Below are 4,344 nucleotides of genomic sequence, written 5' to 3'. Positions count from 1 at the left end.
TGGTTCATCACCTCCAGCATGGTGCTGCGGATGTAGCGGCTGTAGGCGGCGATGCTGACGAAGGCGATGGTCGCCACGGGCAGGATCATGTGCAGCGCCACCTGGCCGACCGTCTTGCCCACCTGCGGGTCGAACATGCCGACGGCCGGCAGGCTGGGCAGCCCCCAGCGCTTGAAGTTGACGGAGAAGATATATATGGAAAGCAGGGCGAAGAAGAAGATGGGCGTGGAGAAGCCGATGAAGGAGACGGCGGTGATGACGTGGTCGGCGATGGAGTATTGGCGCAGGGCGGAGAAGATGCCGATGAGCAGGGCGAAGACGATGATGACGACCTCCGCCGTCACCATGAGCAGCAGGGTGTTGGGGACGCGATCCCAGATCACCTCCCAGGCCGACTGGCCGCGCTTCATGAGCGAGTTGCCGAAGTCGCCGCGCAGGATGCCGCGGCGGGTTCCGGTCGAGTCCATCACGCCGTCGCCGTCCACGTCGATCTCCTGCCAATCGTTGCCGACCAGCCAGTAGAGGTACTGCATATGGAAGGGCTGGTCGAGGCCCAGTTGGCGGGTCAGGCGGGCGCGGTCGGCCGGCCGGGTGACGCGCCGGCCGCCCATCGTCGCCACCGGGTCGCCCATCTGGCCCATCAGGAAGTACAGGATCACGCTGACGAAGAACAGCAGCGGGATGGCCTGCAAGATGCGGCGGATGATGTAGCGGCTCATGGGCTTACTCTCCCTTTGGTGGATGCGCGGGTGGGGCGCAGGGGAGCAGGGGGGCGGGGGCGCAGGGGGGAAAGAAATCACCCCCGCTCCCTTTCTCCCCTGCTCCCCCGCTCCTACTCAGCAATATCCCATTCGGCAATCGAGAAGAGCGGCGACGCGCCGGAGAAGCGCACGTTCGTCAGGCGCGGGCTGACCGCCCACACGTCCGGGTCTTCCCAGATGCCCAGCCAGTACACCTGGTCGTGCATCAGCTGGCTGATCTGGTGGAAGGTCGCCTGGCGCTCCTCGACGTTGGTCTGGGTGCGCTGTGTTTGGAACAGCGCGTCCAACTCCTCGTCGCAAATGCGCTGGAAGTTGCCGCCGTCGGGGGCGTCGTCGGTGGGGATTTCGGAGCAATCCCAGTAGTAGTGGTCGGGGTCGGGGAAGAAGGGCGCGTCCGACCACTGGGCGATGTCCAGTTCGCCGGTATAGGGCGGGCCGGAGTTGCCATAGCTCTCGAAGAAGATGTTGGAGTCGAAGCTCTGCAACTCAAGCTGAACGCCGACCTCGGCCAACTGCTGCTGGAAGACGGCCTGGGCATCCTGGCGCACCTCGCGGGTGGTCGTGCCGTGGACGAGGATCAGCTCCTCGCCGTCCTTGTCGCGCACGCCGTCGCCGTTGGTGTCCACCCAGCCGGCCTCGTCCAGCAGGGCGTTGGCCGCCTCGGGGTCATAGGGCCACGGCTCGATGTCGGGGCTGACGTAGGCGGGCAGCGAGTCCCAGACGGTCGCCGGCGGGCTGGTCAGGCCGAGCAGCAAGTCCTGGTTCAACGTCTCGCGGTCAATCGCCATCGCCAACGCCTGGCGGACGCGCACGTCTTGCAGCGCGGGGTGGCCGGGGATGGTCTCGTCGCCCAGGAAGAGGAACCAGCCCTCGTTATAGCCGGAGGGTTGGGTGACGATGCCAATGCCGGCGTCCTGGAGGGTGGGCACGTCGGAGTAGGCGATGAACGTCCCCAGGTCGCCTTCGCCGTTCTGGAGGGCGGCCACCTGCGAGGCGTCATCGGGCACGAAGCGGAAGAAGATCTCGTCGATGAGCGCCGGCTCGCCGTGCCAGTTCTCATTGCGCACGAAGCGGGCGAAGCTGCCCGACTCCCACTCCTCGAAGCGGTAGGGGCCGACGCCGACGGTCGGAGCGAAGTTCCACTCGGCCTCGTCCAGCGTGCCCGCCTCGTCGAAGACGGGGCGCAGCACGTGGGCGGGCAGGATGCTATGCCACAGCGTCGCCAGCCAGGGGGCGAACGGCTCGATGAACGTCACCATGACCGTCTGGGGATCGGGGGCGTCGATGCTCTCGATCTGGTCGTAGGGGTAGGTGCTCTGGACGGTGTTGGCCGGCTCGATGTTCATCTCGTAGGTGAAGACGAAGTCATCGGACGTGACGGGCGTGCCGTCAGACCAGACGATGTCGTCGCGCAGGTTGAAGGTGATGGTGCGGCCGTCTTCGGAGATGCCGCCGTTCTCGGCCGATGGGATCTCGGTCACCAGGACGGGAACGGGGTTGCTGTTCTCGTCGAAGTGCCAGGCCCAGACGTTCCAGAGGGGGAAAGTGGTGGTGGTGAACCACATGCCGGTGTAGAGCGGGCTGAGGGTGTCGAACTCCTGGGTCCAGATGAACGTGGCGATCTTGCGGTCGCCTTCGGCCTCGGCGGCCGGCTCCTCGGCGGGAGCCTCGGTGGGTTCGGCCGGGGCTTCGGCGGTCGGTTCTTCGGCGGCCGGCTCCTCGGCCGCCGGCTCTTCGGCGGCGGGTTCCTCGGCCGCGGGTTCTTCGGCGGCCGGCTCCTCGGCCGGTTCGGTGGCCGTGGTCTGCTCGGTCGTGCCGCCGCCGGTGGCCGTGCAGGCGATCAGGGCCAGACTCATGACAAGTAGTAGGGCCAGCAGGGCCGGCCAGGTCAACTTACGCATTTCTCTCTCCTCCACTCACAGTAAACCGATGGGTCAACAGGGTTGTATGGGCGATTGGGCGGGCGTCGCGCGATAGCATCACCTCCCGGTCAGGCAGGATGTTGGGGGTGCGGATATGCGATTGTCGGAAGACGAGGCGGTGCGCGCCGGCTGCGTCCGCCGGGGCGGGCGAGTCGCTTACAGGTTCAGAAGGCTCCGATTGCGGCGCGCTTAGCTCTTGCATGATGTCAACGGCGGGCGGCGGGGCGCTCAGCCCGCAGACGGCCGCTCGATGGGCGGAATTGTACTGAGGTGGGGGAAAGGTGGCAAGTGGGTGGCAGGAAGAGCGGGGGGGCAGGGGGGCGGGGGGGCGCGTCTCACCCCTGCTCCCCTGCACCCCTGCTCCCCTGCGCCCTCAGATAGGGACAGGCAATATCATACACCGCCCCCGCATAGGCCAACACCCGCTCGGCGGCGCGGGGGTCGTCGCGGACGGCGGCGTAGGGGAGCATCGTGCCCTGCCAGCCCTCGGTATGCCAGCCGGCCCCCTCGGGCAGCGGCCGGTCGAGCAACTGCCTGGCGTCGAAGGGCCAGGGGTTGGAGTAGAAGTAGGAGCTGTCGTCATCCTCGCCGGGGTAGAAGCCGAGGTTGAGTTGGGCCGGCAGTTCTTTTGTCTGGCCGTTCTCCTCGTGGCGCACCATCTTCGTGCCGTACAGCTCCATCGCCAGGTCGAAGCCGTGGGGCCAGAACTGGACGGGGCTGGTCTTGCCCTCCAGCCGGGCGCGGTGGCGCTTCAGGATGAGCGACGCGCCGACGAGGGCCGTGAAGAAGCGGCCGGCGGCCTCGCGGTCGTAGACGCCGGGGTCATCGCTCTCGAAGCGGTCGCGCTCCACCGCGCCGCGCAGCCCGGCGTCGGCCGCGGCGGCCAGCACCCGCTCGCCCATCGCCGTGCCGCTCAGCCCCTCGGTCAGCGGCGCCGACCAGCGCCGGCCGTCGCTGGCGAGCAGCAGCAGCTCGTGGCGCAACAGGTCGAGCCGGCCGGCCAGGACACCGCCGCCGGGCAGGGGCACGTTGTCGCCTTGCAGGCCGTCGGGCGTGACGCGCAGGCTGATGTGCCACCAGTGGGGGTGGGCCACGCCGTGGGCGCGGGCCACGGCCGAGAGGGCGCGGGCGTAGCGCTGGAGGGTCTTGCGGGTGGGGCCGAAGCCGTTGAGCGTTGGGAATGGGTTCACGTGGTTCTCCAAAGATTAGGGGCCAGGGGCCAGGGGCCAGGGGCCAGGGACGAGCGACCCTAGCCCCTGGCCCCTAGAACCTAGCCCCTATTTTGTCTGGTCCAAATACTGCAACGCCCCCTGCACCCGCTCATCCATCGCCCGCACCTCGCGGGGGACGTGTTGCAGGGCGGCCTGGGCCTCGATGATGCTGAAGCCGAGGCTGGTCAGGATGTCGATCACGTCGGCGTCCACGTCGCTGACCAGCGGCAGGGCGGTCGCCGGCCCGCTCAGGTCGAGCTTGTCGCGCAGCTGGAACATGATGCGCTCGGCCGTCTTCTTGCCGATGCCGGGGACGCGCTGCAGGACGGCCGTCTCCTCGCGCATGATGGCGCTCTTGAGCAGTTCGGGGCTGAGCGTGCCCAGGATGGACAGGGCGACCTTCGGCCCGACGCCGCTGACGCCGAGCAAGACCTCGAACAGTTGCAGGTC

Annotated in this window: 4 protein-coding genes; all 4 read right to left on the bottom strand. The window is 68.0% G+C overall.

What is annotated here, in order from left to right:
• Positions 1 to 719, bottom strand: a 719-nt coding sequence (locus ACE3UY_RS21580; protein WP_374689542.1) for an ABC transporter permease, incomplete at its 3' end; no start/stop codon positions are given.
• Positions 720 to 832: 113 nt separating this feature from the next.
• Entirely contained in the window at positions 833 to 2,662 is a 1,830-nt protein-coding gene (locus tag ACE3UY_RS21575) for an ABC transporter substrate-binding protein (RefSeq protein ID WP_374689541.1), read from the bottom strand.
• A gap of 356 nt (positions 2,663 to 3,018) precedes the next feature.
• Entirely contained in the window at positions 3,019 to 3,873 is an 855-nt protein-coding gene (locus ACE3UY_RS21570; protein WP_374689540.1) for a DUF5996 family protein, read from the bottom strand.
• An 87-nt stretch (positions 3,874 to 3,960) separates the two neighbouring features.
• On the bottom strand, positions 3,961 to 4,344 hold a 384-nt coding region (gene ruvA, locus ACE3UY_RS21565), incomplete at its 5' end, for a Holliday junction branch migration protein RuvA (protein WP_374689539.1).

The sequence above is a fragment of the Promineifilum sp. (SeqCode) genome, from assembly GCF_041918635.1.
Classification (GTDB): domain Bacteria; phylum Chloroflexota; class Anaerolineae; order Promineifilales; family Promineifilaceae; genus Promineifilum.
This window is presented reverse-complemented; position numbering and strand designations above follow the sequence as displayed.